The organism is Pseudomonas sp. 1928-m (assembly GCF_029269135.1).
Lineage (GTDB): Bacteria > Pseudomonadota > Gammaproteobacteria > Pseudomonadales > Pseudomonadaceae > Aquipseudomonas.
On record NZ_JARIXO010000001.1, the window covers coordinates 1,116,423 to 1,131,650 of the forward strand.

The 15,228-nt window shown below is 61.9% G+C and carries 17 protein-coding genes; 8 read left to right on the plus strand and 9 right to left on the minus strand.

Annotated elements, in window-relative coordinates; all coding sequences use genetic code 11:
- Positions 1-5: 5 nt before the first annotated feature.
- Positions 6-425 carry a polyribonucleotide nucleotidyltransferase gene (locus P3C18_RS04955; protein WP_090249184.1) on the minus strand — a complete coding sequence of 140 codons (420 nt, stop codon included), beginning with the start codon at positions 423-425 and terminating at the stop codon, positions 6-8.
- A gap of 166 nt (positions 426-591) precedes the next feature.
- Here P3C18_RS04955 and hrpB point away from each other — a divergent pair, with 166 nt between their 5' ends.
- Positions 592-3,126 (plus strand): ATP-dependent helicase HrpB, encoded by a 2,535-nt coding sequence (gene hrpB, locus P3C18_RS04960; protein ID WP_275960749.1) that lies wholly within the window; start codon positions 592-594, stop codon positions 3,124-3,126.
- Positions 3,127-3,129: 3 nt separating this feature from the next.
- Here the strand turns inward: hrpB and P3C18_RS04965 are convergent, their stop codons facing one another.
- Both P3C18_RS04965 and P3C18_RS04970 read right to left on the minus strand, forming a co-directional pair.
- Positions 3,130-3,876, minus strand: coding sequence for a transporter substrate-binding domain-containing protein (locus P3C18_RS04965; RefSeq protein WP_090249180.1), 747 nt, complete (start codon positions 3,874-3,876; stop codon positions 3,130-3,132).
- A gap of 109 nt (positions 3,877-3,985) precedes the next feature.
- The gene (locus P3C18_RS04970) at positions 3,986-5,077 is read right to left on the minus strand and encodes an endonuclease/exonuclease/phosphatase family protein (protein ID WP_275960750.1); all 1,092 of its coding nucleotides are present in this window, start codon (positions 5,075-5,077) and stop codon (positions 3,986-3,988) included.
- Positions 5,078-5,178: 101 nt separating this feature from the next.
- On the opposite strand from P3C18_RS04970, the gene P3C18_RS04975 reads away from it, so the two are divergent.
- The 3 genes from P3C18_RS04975 to P3C18_RS04985 are packed head-to-tail and all read left to right on the plus strand — an operon-like array spanning position 5,179 to position 7,046.
- Entirely contained in the window at positions 5,179-5,418 is a 240-nt protein-coding gene (locus P3C18_RS04975) for a CDGSH iron-sulfur domain-containing protein (RefSeq protein WP_275960751.1), read from the plus strand.
- 36 nt (positions 5,419-5,454) lie between these two features.
- Positions 5,455-6,300, plus strand: a complete 846-nt coding sequence (locus P3C18_RS04980) for an SDR family oxidoreductase (RefSeq protein WP_275960752.1) — start codon at positions 5,455-5,457, stop codon at positions 6,298-6,300.
- Positions 6,300-7,046, plus strand: a complete 747-nt coding sequence (locus tag P3C18_RS04985; RefSeq protein WP_275960753.1) for a transporter substrate-binding domain-containing protein — start codon at positions 6,300-6,302, stop codon at positions 7,044-7,046. Before P3C18_RS04980 ends, P3C18_RS04985 begins: the two co-directional genes overlap by 1 nt.
- A 19-nt stretch (positions 7,047-7,065) precedes the next feature.
- Here the strand turns inward: P3C18_RS04985 and P3C18_RS04990 are convergent, their stop codons facing one another.
- The 3 genes from P3C18_RS04990 to P3C18_RS05000 are packed head-to-tail and all read right to left on the minus strand — an operon-like array spanning position 7,066 to position 8,822.
- Entirely contained in the window at positions 7,066-7,500 is a 435-nt protein-coding gene (locus tag P3C18_RS04990; protein WP_275960754.1) for a VOC family protein, read from the minus strand.
- Positions 7,501-7,531: 31 nt separating this feature from the next.
- Complete coding sequence (locus P3C18_RS04995) at positions 7,532-8,194, minus strand: YciC family protein (protein ID WP_275960755.1); 663 nt, start codon at positions 8,192-8,194, stop codon at positions 7,532-7,534.
- A 34-nt stretch (positions 8,195-8,228) separates the two neighbouring features.
- Entirely contained in the window at positions 8,229-8,822 is a 594-nt protein-coding gene (locus tag P3C18_RS05000) for a cysteine hydrolase family protein (RefSeq protein WP_275960756.1), read from the minus strand.
- A 90-nt stretch (positions 8,823-8,912) separates the two neighbouring features.
- Here P3C18_RS05000 and P3C18_RS05005 point away from each other — a divergent pair, with 90 nt between their 5' ends.
- Positions 8,913-9,392, plus strand: a complete 480-nt coding sequence (locus tag P3C18_RS05005; RefSeq protein WP_275960757.1) for an NYN domain-containing protein — start codon at positions 8,913-8,915, stop codon at positions 9,390-9,392.
- A gap of 3 nt (positions 9,393-9,395) precedes the next feature.
- The gene (locus P3C18_RS05010) at positions 9,396-10,022 is read left to right on the plus strand and encodes a 3'-5' exonuclease (protein WP_275960758.1); all 627 of its coding nucleotides are present in this window, start codon (positions 9,396-9,398) and stop codon (positions 10,020-10,022) included.
- A gap of 61 nt (positions 10,023-10,083) precedes the next feature.
- Here the strand turns inward: P3C18_RS05010 and P3C18_RS05015 are convergent, their stop codons facing one another.
- Together P3C18_RS05015 and P3C18_RS05020 are read right to left on the minus strand one after the other, a co-directional pair.
- Positions 10,084-11,049 carry a hypothetical protein gene (locus P3C18_RS05015; RefSeq protein WP_275960759.1) on the minus strand — a complete coding sequence of 322 codons (966 nt, stop codon included), beginning with the start codon at positions 11,047-11,049 and terminating at the stop codon, positions 10,084-10,086.
- Positions 11,050-11,168: 119 nt separating this feature from the next.
- The gene (locus P3C18_RS05020; protein WP_275961584.1) at positions 11,169-12,074 is read right to left on the minus strand and encodes a GlxA family transcriptional regulator; all 906 of its coding nucleotides are present in this window, start codon (positions 12,072-12,074) and stop codon (positions 11,169-11,171) included.
- A 240-nt stretch (positions 12,075-12,314) separates the two neighbouring features.
- Between P3C18_RS05020 and P3C18_RS05025 the strand changes: the two genes are divergently transcribed.
- Positions 12,315-13,451: an acyl-CoA dehydrogenase family protein gene (locus P3C18_RS05025; RefSeq protein WP_275960760.1), complete on the plus strand. Its 1,137-nt coding sequence runs from the start codon at positions 12,315-12,317 to the stop codon at positions 13,449-13,451.
- A 60-nt stretch (positions 13,452-13,511) separates the two neighbouring features.
- On the opposite strand, the gene P3C18_RS05030 is transcribed toward P3C18_RS05025, so the two are convergent.
- Positions 13,512-14,549, minus strand: coding sequence for an NADP(H)-dependent aldo-keto reductase (locus P3C18_RS05030; protein WP_275960761.1), 1,038 nt, complete (start codon positions 14,547-14,549; stop codon positions 13,512-13,514).
- Positions 14,550-14,797: 248 nt separating this feature from the next.
- On the opposite strand from P3C18_RS05030, the gene rplM reads away from it, so the two are divergent.
- Entirely contained in the window at positions 14,798-15,226 is a 429-nt protein-coding gene (gene rplM, locus P3C18_RS05035) for a 50S ribosomal protein L13 (RefSeq protein WP_090249152.1), read from the plus strand.
- The last annotated feature ends 2 nt before the right edge of the window (positions 15,227-15,228 follow it).

Genomic DNA, 15,228 nt, shown 5'->3' on the forward strand with positions numbered 1-15,228 from the left:
CGGGCTTAGGCTGCTGGGCGCAGACCATAGGCTGCCAGTTGCTCCGCACTGCCGCTGTGCTGAATCAGGCGTGGGTCATCGAGCGGCAGGCTGTGGCCCGTTTGCACTTCGATCAGTGCCTTGAGCTTGATCGGATCGACCTTGCCGTCAGCATCCACCACATTCTGCAGGTCTTGCGGGTCAACTTGCGAGGTCAGGCCGCCCGGTAGGTAGATCGCGCCGGTGGCGAAGTCGATACCAAAGGCGATCAGTCCTGGGATCACATAGAACAGGATGCCGATAGCGTTAAGCCCAGCCACCATGGGGTCGATGCGGCCTTCGATTTGGCCGCGGCGATCCGGGAAGAACAGGGTGCCGCAGGCGGTCAGTTGGGTGAGCAACGCGGCGACGATAAGGCCACCGATAACGCGGGTTTGGGTGCGCATTGAACATCTCCATGGAAAAAGTGGCGCAACTATACCAATGCCTGTATTGCAATGCCGCTGCGTCAGGCGCTGCCAGCGCTATTTCGCGCAGCCATACCTAACACTCAGACAGCGCCAATGCTCTACAGGTTCGCCGTTATAATCCCGCGCCTTGAATGGAGCCCGCATGAATTCCCTGCCAATCGATGTGCTGCTGCCTGAGCTGTGTCAGGCCCTTGCTCTGCGTGACGAAGCGGTGCTGGAAGCGCCGCCCGGTGCCGGCAAGACCACCCGCGTGCCACTGGCGCTGCTGGAGCAGCCTTGGCTGGCCGGGCAGACCATCATCATGCTTGAGCCTCGGCGGCTGGCGGCGCGCGCGGCGGCCGAGCGCTTGGCCAGTGAGCTGGGTGAGGCGGTGGGGGAAACCGTCGGTTATCGCATCCGCCTGGACAGCAAGGTCGGCCCGCGCACCCGTATCGAAGTGGTCACCGAAGGCATTCTGGCGCGGCGGCTGCAGGACGACCCGGCGCTGGAAGGCGTCGGCCTGGTGATCTTCGATGAATTTCATGAGCGCAGTCTGGATGCGGACCTGGCGCTGGCGCTGTGCCTGAATGGTCGAGCGATGTTTCGTGGTGCGGACTCCGGCGAACTGCCGCTCAAGGTGCTGCTGATGTCGGCAACCCTGGAAGGTGAGCGGTTGGCGAGCCTGCTCGGCGATGCGCCGGTGCTGCGCAGCGAAGGGCGGATGTTCCCTGTGGATATCCGCTGGGGCGCGCCCTGGCAGGCGGGCGAGTGGGTCGAGCCGAAAGTGCTGCAGACCATCCTGCAGGCGCTGGCCGATGAACCGGGCAGCCTGCTGGTGTTTCTACCGGGGCAGGCGGAGATTCGCCGGGTCAATGAACAACTGGCAGAGTCCCTGGCCGGACGTCGCGACATTCTGCTCTGCCCGCTGCATGGCGAACTGGATCTTAGCGCCCAGCGCGCTGCCATCGAGCCTTCACCACTTGGCCTGCGCAAGGTGGTGCTGGCGACCAATATCGCCGAAACCAGCCTGACCATCGATGGCGTGCGGGTGGTAATCGATGCCGGCCTGGCGCGGGTGCCGCGTTTTGACCCGAACAGCGGCATGACCCGTCTGGACACCCAGCGTATTTCCCGCGCCTCGGCCACTCAGCGCAGCGGGCGGGCTGGGCGCTTGCAACCGGGCGTCTGTTATCGGCTGTGGTCGCAGGCGCAGCATGAGCAATTGGCTGCATACGGCACGGCGGAGATGCTCCAGGCCGACCTCGCCGGCCTGGCCTTGCAGCTGGTGCGCTGGGGCGTGCAGCCGGCCGAACTGGTCTGGCTTGATCCGCCACCGGCGGCTGCCTATGCCCAGGCTTTGGAGCTGTTGGGGCGGCTGGGCGCCGTGGATACCCAGGGCAAACTGACCGCTCACGGTCAGGCCATGGCTGAGCTGCCGACTCATCCACGTATCGCCCATCTGCTGCTGCGCGGTCAGGAGTTGGGTCTTGGCCCATTGGCCTGCGATCTTGCTGCGTTGCTCGGCGAACGCGACATTCTGCGTGGCGCGGGCGCTGATCTGCACAGCCGATTGGCCTTGCTGGCGGGTGAGTCACGCGGCGCGCGCGGCAGTCAGGGCGGGGTGCAGCGCGCGCGGCAACTGGCCCGGCAGTTTCAGGGTTACCTCAAGCGCAGGCCCAGTCCGCAAACGGTCAGCGATCCTGAACATCCACGCTGGCTGGGCGCGTTGCTGGCGTTTGCCTACCCGGATCGCATCGCTCAGCAGCGGCGTGACGGCGGCGCGGAATACCGTTTGGCCAACGGCCGGGCGGCGCTGTTTACCGAAGTCGATGGCCTGATGAAACACAGTTGGCTGGTAGTCGCGGACCTGGGTAGCCGCCAGGGGCAGCGTGAAGAGCGTATCTACCTGGCCGCTGAGCTGGAGCCGCAGTTGTTCGAAGGCGTGCTGGCCGAGCAGGTCAGCAACCTGGACGTGCTGGATTGGGATGAACGCGAAGGCGCCCTGCGCGCCGAACGCCAGCGCAAGGTCGGTGAGCTGGTGCTGTCGCGTGAGCCGCTGACCGGGCTTGATGCGCAACAGCGCAGTCGCGCCATGCTCGGCCTTGTGCGGCGCAAGGGCCTGGCGCTGTTGCCCTGGACGCCGGAGCTGCGCCAATGGCAGGCGCGGGTGGCGTTGCTGCGCACGCTGGATCTGGCCAGCAAAGACGCCAGCGAATGGCCCGATGTCAGTGATGCCACCTTGCTGGCGACGCTGGCGAGTTGGCTGCAACCCTATCTGGATAACGTCACCCGGCTCAGTCACTTCGCCAATCTGGATTTGCCCAGCCTGTTGCTGAATCTGCTGCCCTGGCCGCTGCCGCAGCGTCTGGATGAGTTGGCGCCACGCAGCGTGCAGGTGCCGTCTGGTTCGCGCATCAGTCTGGATTACAGCGAGCAGCCGCCGGTGTTGGCGGTGCGCCTGCAGGAGTTGTTCGGTCTGGCCGATACGCCACGCATTGCCGGCGGTCGCCAGGTGGTTAAGTTGCACCTGCTGTCGCCGGCGAGGCGGCCAGTGCAGGTGACTCAGGACCTGGCCAACTTCTGGCGCAGCACCTATGCCGAGGTGAAGAAAGACCTCAAGGGCAGGTACCCGAAACACTACTGGCCGGATGATCCGCTGATCGCCGAGCCCACCGCGCGGGCCAAGCCGCGTAAGTAGGCCTCAGGGCAGGCGCAGGTCTTCGCCGGCCGCCTGAAGCTCGGCATAGGCACGATCCAGCGCATCGCGCAGGGCTTCGGCGCCGGGGGCTTTATTGGACACAATCAGCTTTAGCGGGATGCGCTGCAGCTCCACATACGGCAGCTCGGACATGCCCAGACGTTTGCGCGCCTGCTCCACCGGGGTTTGGTAATCGAGAAGGAAGTCGCCGCGGCGGCGCTGGAGCATTTCCAATGCGGCGGTGTGGGTGCCGGTGCGGTGTTGCTCTACGGCCAGTTGCGGGTCGTTGAGCATTTCGTTGACCGTCTGCCAGTAGGTGTAACCACTGATCATGATCACGCCGCGACCCTTGAGGTCGTCAGGCAGGCGCGGCATCAGAGTGTCCCGGCGGAAATACAGGTTGAGCACGATCTCGCCCAACAGGGTTTGGGTTTCCAGGGTGTGCTCGCGCAATTCCAGTTTGCCCGGTGCGCCCGGCCAGACCTGTACGCTGCCATCCTGAATAGCGTTGTACAGCCGTGCGCTGGGGTAGGAGCGCAGTGTGGTGCGATAGCCCGCATGTTCCAGCAGGCGTTTGCTCAACTGCAATATGGCGCCTTTGGCGCGCCCTTGGCTGTCCGTGTAGGAATAAGGTGGAAACTCGTAATACCCCACGTGCACCAATGGTCGCGAATCATCGGCGGCAGAAGCGGCGAGGCTGGCGCTGCAGTGCAAGGCTACAGCCAGCGCGAGGCAGAGAAATCGTGGCATCAAATGGGTACGTACTGCGGCTATCTGCCGTCTTTTCGTTATAAAAATGTCACACAACCCGAGCATGGCTAACTGCCAGCAGTTTTGTCCAGTGGCTTGCTGAAAAAGCTTAGTCCAGCGTCGGCAGCAGCAGGCGGGCGAGCACCGGCAGGTGGTCAGAAATGCCTAAGCTGTCGTGTTGGCGTACCTGGCTGTCGAGTAGCGTCAGCTGTGGGCTGTGGAACAGGTAGTCGAGGGTACGATCCGGGCCAGTCACTGCCGGATCGTTGGGGTAATGGGTGTACCAGCGCGTCTGTTCTGCGCCGCTGGCCTGCTCCAGGCTCGGCACCATCGGGTAGCGCTCAGCCAGTTGCTGCAGCTCACTGGTGGGGCTGTACCAGCTGCGCTGGTTTGCAGGCAGGCGCTGGTATTGGCCGGGCGGTAGCAGGTTGAAGTCACCGCCAATGACCCAGGGCGTGCCGTCGGCCTGGAGCTGGTCGAGCAGGCTGCTGGTCATGGCCACCTGGCGTTGCATGGTGTCATTGCCCTGGGCGAAGGCATCCAGGTGGGTGTTGATGGCGACCAACTCGCCGCCGCCACGGATGGGCAGATGGCTGACCAGTAGGGCGCGTTTGAGGTTGAACTGGCGGCTGATCGGGTTGGCGGGCATCAGCGGCAGTTGCAGGCGTTCGGCGCGGGATATCTGAAAACGGCTGAGGGTGCCCAGTTGCATGCCGACGCTGCCGAGAATCTGCGGGTGCGGCACGAAGGCGGCCTTCCAGTAATAGGCCTGACTGCTGCATGGGTAGAGGTCGCTCAGGCGCTCATGCAACAGCGCCAGCTGGTTCTGGTAGTCGGTGGCTTTGGCGCCGTTGTGCAGCTCCTGCAGCAGGACAATATCGGGCTGCTCGTCACGCAGAATGCGCGCCACTTCATCGAGGGTAAACGCCAGGTCTTGCGCGCTGGGGCGTTGGTCGGGGCCATTGCCGTCGGCCAGGTCGTACCAGAACACATAGCGCTTGCCGGCCAGGTATTGGATGTTCCAGGTCATCACTTTCAGGGCCTGGCCCGGTTGCAGTTGCGGCGCACTGGACTGGCAGCTCACGGGGGCGGTTTCGCGGGCGGCCGGGTGCCAGGTCAGGCTGTAGATCAGCGCCGCCAGCACGCAGCACAGGCTGGCCAGGCTGAGCAGGGCAAGGCGCAGGAGTCGGGGCAGGGGCATAAACAGGCTCGCCAGCGGTTGAACTATGCTGAGGGAGCATACCGGAGATGGGTGGCGCTGCCGATGTTGCAGCGCCTTGCCCGGGTGCTTCAGGAGGTCACATGAATAGCCCAACGATTGCCCAGCGCAGCCCTTATGCGGTTGCGGTCACCGCCGGCAACGACTACTTCTGGTGCCGCTGCGGGCTAAGCGCCGCACAGCCTTTCTGCGACGGCAAGCATAAAGGCAGCGATTTTACCCCGCTGAAATACCACGCGGACGAGGACGCCACTCTGTACTTTTGTGGCTGCAAGCACACCCAGACGCCGCCCTGTTGCGATGGCAGCCATAACAGGTTGTAGTAACGGCTTTTGCAGTAACTGGGTCGGAGACAGGTTATGTACCGCAAGGTGTTTGCCAACAAGGTATTCGACCGCAAGGTTGTGGTGATTACGGGCGGCTGTGCCGGCATCGGTCGGGCACTGGCCATGCGTTTGGCGCAGGCCGGCGCGCGCCTGGTGATCTTTGATCTGCAGCAGCAGGCGCTCGACAGCCTGGTGCAGCACCTGGCCGATCACCACAATGCCGAGGCCCTCGGCGTGCTTTGCGATGTGGCCGATGCTGCAGCGGTGGAGCGGGCGATAGCCCTGACCGTCGAGCGTTTCGGCGGCATCGATGTGCTGGTCAATAACGCCGGGATTACCCACCGCAGCAGTTTTGCCGACACCGAGCTGGCGGTGTTTCAGCGGATCATGGCGGTCAACTATTTTGGCGCGCTGCACTGCACCAAGGCCGCGCTGCCCAGCCTGATCGCCCGCAGTGGGCAGATCATTGTGCTCAGCTCGCTGTCGGGCTTCGCCCCGCTGCTTTATCGCAGCGCCTACAACTCCAGCAAGCATGCCTTGCATGGGCTATTTGAAACCCTGCGTTATGAACTGAAAGGCTCCGGGGTCAATGTGATGCTGGTGTGTCCCGGCTTTACCGCCACCGATTTGCGCAAGAATGCCCTGGTCGGCGATGGCTCGGTGGCCGCGCAGCCGCCGTTGGCAATGGGCAAGGTGGCCTCGCCGCAGGATGTTGCCGAGGCGATCTACCAAGGCGCCTTGAAGCGCCGTCGGCTGCTGGTGCTGTCCAATGTCGACTGGCGCGCGCGGGTGCTGGCGCGGTTCTTCCCGCGGCTGTTCGAGCGGGTGCTGTTGCCGCGCCTGTCCGGCTTGAAGCCGCAGCGTGCAGGACGTTCCTGATGCGCCGCGCATGGCCCGCTCTACTGCTGTTACTCGGCGCATCGCTGCAGGCCGAGGAGCCACCAGCGCTGCTGGTGATGACCGATATCTGGCCGCCTTTTCGTATGCAGGAGGGCGATGGCGCATTGAGCGGGCTGGACATTGACTTGCTCGATCAGCTCAGCCAGCGCACCGGACTGCGCTTCGAAGTGCAGCGCGCACCCTGGGCGCGCGGTCTGGCGGCGCTGCAGAACGGTAAGGCCGACTTGATGACCGGGCTGGCGAAAACCCCTGAGCGGGAAGGCTATATCCATTACCTGCCGCAGCCGTACTACGCCTGCGCGCCGCGCTTTTATGCCGCGCCCGCGCAGGCCAAGGCGCTGCAGAGCTATAGCCAGTTGGCCGGTCTGACGATTGGTCATGTGCTGGAATCGGCGTATTTCGACCCCTTTGATTCGGATCAGCAGCTGCGTAAAACCGCGGTCAACACGGAAAACCAGCTGCTGGAAATGCTCGTGCGCGGGCGCTTGCAAACGGTGATCGGCACCGATTGCCAGGTCGACTATGAGCTACGTGATGCGCGCTGGAATGGCCGTATCGCCAAGGCGGCGTTTCAGCCCGAGGCGCGTACCGATTTGTATATCGGCTTCTCTCGTCAGCGCGGCTTGCAGGCGCAATACCAGCAGGTGACTCAGGCCCTGGCGCAGATGCAGGCCGAGGGCTGGATCGCCAAGGCAGCGCAGCGCTACCAGTCCGCTGCGCCTTGAGCGTCGATGCTTTCAGCCATCAATGTTCGTGTGGCTCGATATACAGCTCGTAGACCATTTCCAGATCCCAGAACGCCGCCTCGATCTTGTGCCCGTCGAGATCGCGGACAAAGCAGCCGTAATAGGGCTCGCCATATTCTGCACGCGGGCCGGGGGCGCCTTCGTCGCTGGCGCCGGCCTCCAGGGCGGCCTGATAGAAGTCATGTACGGCAGCCCTGTTCGACGCCACAAAGCCAAAGTGGCTGCCGTTGCCGATACTCGCCGGCTTGCCGTTGATCGGCGTCTGCACCCAGAACTCCGGGTATTCGCGGCCATAGGCGACGGCGCCAGGGTGGGCGAGTACGCGTTTGCAACCGAGGGTGGCGAGGACCTGATCGTAGAAGGCGGTGGCCTTGTCGAACTGATTGGTGCCGATGGAAATATGCGAAAGGATGCTGGGGTTGGCGTCAGCCATGGGCCTGTCCTCCTTGGGTGGTCGCTGGCGTTCACTCGACTTCGGGCTGGGCGCTGCGCAGCATAAATAGACGAAACAGCACTACGCTTGAGAATAGTTGTAAAAAGCGACTTGCGCAGTCCAGCAGCAAGCTGGCTAGGGCGTTGTCGGCGAAGGTTTCGCTGGAGTGGCTCCAGCCGTCGAGCAGCCACAGCGGCAGCATGACGATCAGGATGCAACCGAGCATGGGCCAGAAGTAACCGTTACTCATCTCGAAGCTCTCGCGCAGCGCCTTCATCGGGCTCAGACCGCGCAACACCAGCAGGTATTCGGCAAACGCCAGTTTGACCATCAGCCAGATTCCCGGCAGCACGAACAGCGATGCGCCGAGGAGAATCGCCAACGTATTGAGCCCCGCCAGCAGAGCAAAACTTGGCCACAAGCGCAGGCTGGCGGCCAGCAGATCGCGAGCGCGCGGCTGCAGGCCCTGGCTGCGTGCGTCGAGAAACAGGATCAGCGCGGCGCTATACAACGGGTAGAACAGCAGGCCGGCGAGCAGGCGCCAGAGGGTGGCGGATTCGGCGGCCACCAGGCTGGTGACCTGCTGCAGCAACAAGCCTTCGAGCACGATCAGCGGCAGGCACAGGCGGGCAATCGCCGCCAGGTTGTGGCTGAAGAAATACCAGGAGTCGCGCAGGGCGGAGAGCATATTCATGGGGGCAGGTCGTACTCGAATTCAGGCTCGCACTCTAGCTGATCCTGCTTGTCGCACCCAGCAACGCGGCAAGCAGATCGGCGCTGGTAAGCACTTCGGCATATTCATCACGTAAGTTAGCCATGGCCATGACATGCACCTCATCGGCGCTGCGCAGCTGCCCGTAGTAGTCAGTCTTGTCGAAGGTGTAGCAGGCATCCGCCACCACTTGGGTGATAAAGCCCAGATTGCTGGCGCTGCGTGCGGTGGCTTCGACCGAATTCTCACTGGCCACCCCGACTATGACCAGGCGGCGGATAGCGCGGGCATGTAGCCAGCGCTCGAGGCCGCTATGGGTAAAGGCGTCGGTCACGTTCTTTTCGAACACCTGCTCGGTAGCCCGTGGCGCCAGCGCGGGCTGGAAGAGCGCACCGCTTTGCCCGGGCGCAAACACCGAGTCGGCCTGACGGGAAATATGGCGGATATGCACCAGCGGCAGGCCCGCGCTGCGCCAGTACTCAAGCAGCTGAGCGATGCAGGCTTCGGCGCCCGGGTTGTTACGCGGTGTGCTGACACGCTGGATGCCTTGCTGCATATCGATAATCAGCAGTGCTGGGATTTCTGGCGTATTGGCAGGGCTTGGATGCATTTCGACCGTCCATGGCTGTTGGCTGGCATACTGCGCGCTGACTTTAACCTGAGGGCTTTCTGCCCGTCAGCCGCATGATGAGGATTACCGGTGAAGAAGATCGCCGTATTCGCCGATGTACAGAACCTCTATTACACCGTGCGCCAGGCCTATGGTTGTCATTTCAACTACGCCGCGCTGTGGGCCGATATCAGCCAGCATGGGCAGATTGTCGAAGCCTACGCCTACGCCATCGACCGGGGTGATCAGAAGCAGCAGCAGTTTCAGCAGATCCTGCGCAACCTCGGCTTTACCGTAAAACTCAAACCCTTTATCCAGCGCAGCGACGGCTCGGCCAAGGGCGATTGGGATGTCGGCATTACCATCGACATCATGGACGCCGCGCCGCGTGTCGATGAAGTGGTGCTGGCCTCCGGCGATGGCGACTTCGACCTGCTGCTGGACAAGATTCGCGGCAGTTATGACGTTGAGGCTGTGGCCTATGGCGTGCCGGGGCTGACCGCGCAATCGCTGGTACGCGCCGCCAGCCGCTATGTGCCGATCGACGGTGCACTGCTGTTGAGAAACTGATCGATGCTTGCCGATTCCATCGCCGTACTCGACTTTGAAACCACCGGTATGTCACCGGCCCAGCAGGCGCGCGCCACCGAAATCGGTGTGGTGATCGTCGAGGATGGGCAGATCGTTGCGCGCTACCAGAGCCTGATGAACAGCGGCGCCTGGGTGCCGCCGTTTATCGAACAGCTCACTGGCATCAGCAACGCCATGCTGCGCACGGCGCCGCCGGCCGCGCAGGTGATGCAGGAAGTGGCAGAGTTTGTCGGCGATCGTCCGCTGCTGGCGCACAACGCCAGCTTCGATCAGAAGTTCTGGGATGCCGAGCTGGCGCTGATCCGCCGTCGCCGCGTGCAACCGTTTGCCTGCTCGCTGCTGTTGTCGCGCCGCCTGTTGCCGATGGCGCCCAGTCATAAGCTGGGTAACCTCAACCAGTGGATTGGCCTGCCCGATACCGGCAAGGCGCACCGCGCGCTGGCCGATGCGGAAATGGCGGCCAATCTGGCCTGCTTTATGGCGATGCTGCTGCGTGAGCGGCACGGCATTGCCGAGATTTCCCATGAGCTGCTGTGCAATCTGCAGCGGGTGCCAGCGGCGAAGATGTCGCAGGCGTTGCAGAAAATCCGCGATCACGCATTCAGCTAACGGGGCGCCAGGCGCAATAAAAAGGCTGCCATCAGGCAGCCTTTTTGCGTTTCAGCAGGGCTTAGTTTTGCGCCAGTTTCTGCTGGTGTTGGGCGAGCATTTTCTGCGCGTGGGCCACTTCCAATGCTTCCATGGCGTTGATCGGTTTGATCGCCACGGCGCGCTTGAGGTGTTGCAGGGCCTTGGCTTGTTCGTCGTCGCCGTACACGTAGGTCAGGGCGTTGGCGTATTCGTAATGGCCGATGGGCAGGTCATCCTGGGCCTGGAAGCTGCGGCTGAAATACTTCTCCATATTGTCGGCGCTGACGCCGTAGGTCATGCGCCCGACCATCTTGCCAACCTTGCGAATTACCCCAGCCTCGTAGCCGCCATACAGGGCCAGGGCGAACGGCTGCTGCGGGTGTTTGGCCAGCAAGGCCTTGAGTTCGTTGGGGATCTGCGAGGTGTAGCCGCGCTTGAGCACCACCGGCACTGACAGTTCCTCGCCCAGGCGTGCCTTGGCATAGACGCGGCCGAATTGTGCAGCCACGTCGGCTTGAACCAGCTCACCGGCCTGGTCGGTGTAGGTGATTACTTCTTCCAGCAGGCGGTGCTTCTCTTCCTGCTCTGGCACCAGAAACATGGCGTAGATGACCTGCGCGAACATCGCTGGGATCTGCCCGCCAACCCCCAGGGCTAGGCCCTGTTGCTTGGCCTCGGCGAAGTCGCCGCGAAACACCAGGCGCCAGACGTCCTGCAGTTTTGCGGCGTAGAGCTCGGCTTCCTCCGGTTTGCCGGTAAAGCCGGTATTGGCCAGTACGGTTTTTTCCAGTGCCTGAGGATGGGTGGTGGCCATGGTCACCACCCAGTCGGCGTCGGGGAAGGGGTAGTCAGTACCAAAGCCGCGCGTCAGTTGCGGCCAGGCCTGGCGCAGCTTGTCGCCCGAATAGTCATAGGCGCTTTGGTCGTAAGGGAAGGGCTTCCAGCTGTCGGCGGCGACAGCGCTGAAGCTGCAGGCGGCAAGTAAGGCAATAAGTGTGCGGCGCATGGTGATGACCTGATTGTTGTAGGTATGCGCCGATCATAGAGCGCTGCCGCCCGCGCCCCACCCATCCAAGGATGAGTTGCGCGGGTTTTCAGTGCGCCGGGTACGCGCCCGTGCCGACCTTAAGCATGGCTGTCCTTGTGCTGGAACTGCCGGCGGTACTGGTTGGGTGACAGTTCCGTGTGCTGACGAAACAGCCGGGCGAAGAAGCTGGCGTCGTCGTAACCCACTTCATAGCTGATGGTCTTGATGCTTTTGCGGGTGGCGCTGAGCAAGCCCTTGGCCGTTTCGATGCGCAGGCGTTGCAGGTAATGCAGCGGCTTGTCGCCAGTGGCGGTCTGGAAACGGCGCATAAAGTTGCGGATGCTCATGCCGTGTTCGCGGGCGACATCCTCGAAGCGGAACTTGTCGGCGAAGTGATCTTCCAGCCACTGCTGGATCTGCAGAATCGTCATGTCGTGGTGCAGCTTCTGCCCGCCAAAGCCGATGCGGCCGGGGGCGTAGTTGCGCTGCACTTCATACAGAATGTCGCGGGCCACACCCTGGGCCACGCTGGCGCCGCAGAAGCGTTCGATCAGGTAAATGTAGAGGTCGCAGGCCGAGGTAACACCGCCGGCGCAGTACAGGTTGTCTGCGTCCGACAGGTGTTTCTCCTGATTGAGCAGCACCTTGGGGAAACGCTCGGTAAACTCGTTGAAGAAGCGCCAGTAGGTAGTCGCCTCCTTGCCATCGAGCAGGCCCGCCTGGGCCATCCAGAACACCCCGGTGGCTTCGCCACAGATCGCGCTGCCGGCGGCGTGGCGCTGTTTCAGCCAGCGGAGCACCTGTGGGTGGCGCTGGCACAGCGCGTCGAAGTCATCCCAGAAGGCCGGCAGGATGATCACGTCGGCATCTTCCAGCGCACCATCGACCGGAATCAGCACGTCACTGAAGCTGCGCACCGGTTGGCCATCCGGGCTGACCAGGTGGATTTCGAAGGTCGGCGTCAGGCCCAGGCCCTGCTGTTTGCCGTAGCGCAGGCTGGCCATATGGAAGAAGTCCTTGGCCTGCATCAGGGTCGAGGCGAACACGCCTTCGGTGGCAAGAATGCTGACGCGGTGCAGCGGCGCTGGTGACTGAATAGGCATAGATATTGTTCTTATTAAGGCTAAGTGGTCATGAGCTGGCTGGATCGTCTTATTTTTTGGCGCTTGTGTCCAGTGTGACCAAGCGTTTGCTTGGCTAAAGTCGAGGCCAGTTTAAAACCGCCCATATTTGTAGGTATTGCCATGATCCCCAGAACGATTTTCAGCTCCGAACACGAACAATTTCGCGACAGCGTGCGCAAGTTCCTTGAGCAGGAAGCCGTACCTTTCCATCAGCAGTGGGAAAAGGACGGTCATATCGACCGCGCGCTGTGGAGCAAGGCGGGGGAGGCGGGGATGCTCTGCTCGCATATCCCGGAAGAGTACGGCGGCATGGCGGCGGATTTTCTCTACAGCACCGTAGTGATCGAGGAAGTCGGCCGCCTGGGTCTGACTGGCATCGGTTTCTCCCTGCACTCGGACATCGTCGCGCCCTACATCCTGCATTACGGCAGCGAAGCGCAGAAGCAGCATTACCTGCCCAAGCTGGTGTCCGGCGAGATGGTTACCGCCATCGCCATGACCGAGCCGGGCGCGGGCTCCGATCTGCAGGGCGTAAAAACCACAGCCGTGCTGGATGGTGATGAGTACGTGATCAATGGCTCGAAGACCTTTATCACTAACGGCTTTCTGGCTGACCTGGTAATCGTGGTGGCCAAGACCGATCCGAAAGCCGGCGCCAAGGGCACTAGCCTGTTTCTGGTTGAAGCCAATACGCCCGGCTTCTCCAAGGGCAAGCGTCTGGAAAAGGTCGGCATGAAAGCCCAGGACACCTCCGAGCTGTTCTTCCAGGACGTGCGCGTGCCCAAGGAAAACCTGCTGGGCCAGGCCGGCATGGGCTTTGCCTATCTGATGCAGGAGCTGCCGCAGGAGCGTTTGACCGTCGGTATCGGTGCCTTGTCCTCGGCCGAGGCGGCACTCAAGTGGACCCTGGAGTACACCCGCGAGCGCAAGGCATTCGGCAAGCCGATTGGTGACTTCCAGAACACCCGTTTCAAGCTGGCGGAAATGGCCACGGAAATTCAGATCGGTCGGGTATTTGTCGATCGCTGCCTGGAGCTGCATCTGCAGGGCAAGCTGGATGTGCCGACTGCGGCCATGCTCAAGTACTGGGGCACTGATCTGCAGTGCAAAGTGCTGGATGAGTGCGTGCAGCTGCACGGCGGCTACGGCTATATGTGGGAATACCCGGTGGCGCGCGCCTGGGCCGATGCGCGGGTGCAGCGCATTTATGCGGGCACCAACGAGATCATGAAAGAGATCATCGCCCGCTCGCTGTGATCGAGCGCTGAATAAAAAAAGCCCGGCTATTGCCGGGCTTTTTTATGTCTCATGTAGCGATCAGGGGGCTGGGTTGGGTTGGGCTTTGTGAATCGCCTCGATACCAGTCAGTACCTCGACAGAGAGTTTCAGTTCGCTGCTGGTTAGGTTGCTGTCCAGTTGCTCCAGACTGGTCGCGCCAATGATGTTGCTGGTGACGAAGGGTTGCGCGGTGACAAAGGCCAAGGCCATCTGCGCTGGATCCAGACCATGCTCGCGCGCCAGAGCGACATAGCGTGCGCAGGCGCTTTCCGACTCCGGGTTGGTGTAGCGGGTAAAGCGGCTGAACAGGCTGATCCGCGCATTGGCCGGGCGTGCGCCGTCAGCGTACTTGCCGGAGAGCATGCCGAAGGCCAGGGGCGAGTAAGCGAGCAGGCCACATTGTTCGCGGATGGAGATTTCCGCCAGGCCCACTTCGAAGCTGCGGTTGAGCAGGTTGTAGGGGTTCTGAATCGATACGCTGCGCGGCCAGCCACGCTGTTCGGCCAATTGCAGGAATTTCATGGTGCCCCAAGGCGTTTCATTGGACAGGCCGATATGGCGAATTTTGCCGGCCTTGACCTGTTCATTCAGGGCTTCGAGGGTTTCCTCCAGTGGTGTGTATTCGCTGTCCTGGTGGCGATAGCCGAGCTGGCCGAAGTAGTTGGTCGGGCGCTCTGGCCAGTGCAGCTGGTAGAGGTCGATCCAGTCGGTTTGCAGGCGTTTGAGGCTGGCATCCAGCGCTTGGGCGATATGCGCACGGTTGTGTTTGAGTTGGCCGTCGCGGATATAGCCGATGCCATTGCCAGGGCCGGCGATCTTGCTGGCTAGCACCCAGTCAGCACGATCACCACGCTGTTTGAAGTAGTCACCGATGATTTGTTCGGTCTTGCTGTAGGTCTCGGCGCGCGGCGGTACCGGGTACATCTCGGCGGTATCGATGAAATTTACCCCGTAGGCCTTGGCGCGTTCGATCTGGGCGAAGCCCTCGCTAGAGCTGTTCTGTTCGCCCCAGGTCATGGTGCCTAGGCACAGACTGCTGACCTTTAGATCAGTGCGGCCGAGTTGACGGTAATCCATTGCTAGCTCCTTGAAAAAGCGGATTGGCATAATCGTGTTGAAATTCTCCGCGCAATCTGCATAATTGCGCACCTCTTTCTGCAGTGGAAGTGATGCGCCGCCTGCCGAAGAATCTTGCCGTATTACGGACGCGCTGACCCGAGCCCCCGATAGCGCCTGTTTTCGGCTGCCTTTGACTTGTCAAAGTACGCACTATTCAGTAAGATCCGCCGTCTTATTTATCAGGGCGGCCCCTGAGGCTATAAAGAATGAAAACTTTTACTGCTAAACCGGAAACAGTTAAGCGCGACTGGTTTGTCGTCGACGCTGCAGGTCAGACCCTGGGTCGTCTGGCTACCGAAGTTGCAAGCCGTCTGCGTGGCAAGCACAAGCCTGAATACACTCCGCACGTTGATACCGGCGACTACATCGTCATCATCAACGCTGAGCAGATTCGCGTTACCGGTGCCAAGACCACTGACAAGATGTACTACTCCCACTCCGGTTTCCCGGGCGGCATCAAGTCGATCAACTTCGAAAAGCTGATCGCTAAAGCCCCTGAGCGCGTGATCGAGACCGCGGTTAAAGGCATGCTGCCGAAGAACCCGCTGGGTCGCGACATGTATCGTAAGCTGAAAGTGTATGCGGGCGCTGCTCACCCCCACACTGCTCAGCAGCCCCAAGAACTGAAGTTTTAACG